The sequence below is a fragment of the Paraburkholderia sp. BCC1886 genome, from assembly GCF_900996245.1.
Classification (GTDB): Bacteria; Pseudomonadota; Gammaproteobacteria; order Burkholderiales; family Burkholderiaceae; genus Paraburkholderia.
In genome coordinates, this window is record NZ_CAAJGK010000087.1 from 1 (window position 1) to 552 (window position 552).

A 552-nucleotide genomic window follows, 5' to 3' on the forward strand; every position below is an offset into this window, starting at 1 on the left:
CGGTCCACCATCTCGTCGATCGGCACGCATTCCTTGCCCGGGCGATGCCCGCAGCGCTTCTACCCGACCTGGTCCTCCAGGTGCACCGCCGCCACGCCCGCCTTGATGAAGGAGCGGATGGTGCGCGCGATGTTGAAGGCGCCGCCCCAGCCGGTGTCGATGTCGACCAGCAGCGGCAGCTGGGTGGCGTTGGTGATGCGGTTCGCGTCGATCAGCACGTCGTCCATGGTGCTGATGCCGAGATCGGGAATGCCGAGCGAATTGGCGGCCACCCCGCCGCCCGACAGGTAGACCGCCTTGAAACCGCTCGCCTCGGCCATCTTGGCCGCGTAAGCGGTGATCGCGCCGACCACCTGCAGCGGCGACTCGGCCGCCACGGCGGCGCGAAAGCGCGCGCCGGCGCTGGAAAGTTGGGAATTGCCCATCGACTGCCTCCTGACGATTGATCGTTGCCGCGCCGGATCTTGCAAGGACCGTGCCAGCCGCGCCGTGCGCCGCTAAGCTGCTGATTCGCAATCGAAACGCGATTCGGCGATGGCGTCAAGCCGTTTC

Annotated in this window: 1 pseudogene; it reads right to left on the reverse strand. The window is 67.4% G+C overall.

Annotated elements, in window-relative coordinates:
- Positions 1-62 precede the first annotated feature (62 nt).
- Positions 63-425: pseudogene (locus FQ746_RS28535) on the reverse strand (isocitrate lyase/phosphoenolpyruvate mutase family protein); the annotation flags it as partial.
- Between the last annotated feature and the right edge of the window lie 127 nt (positions 426-552).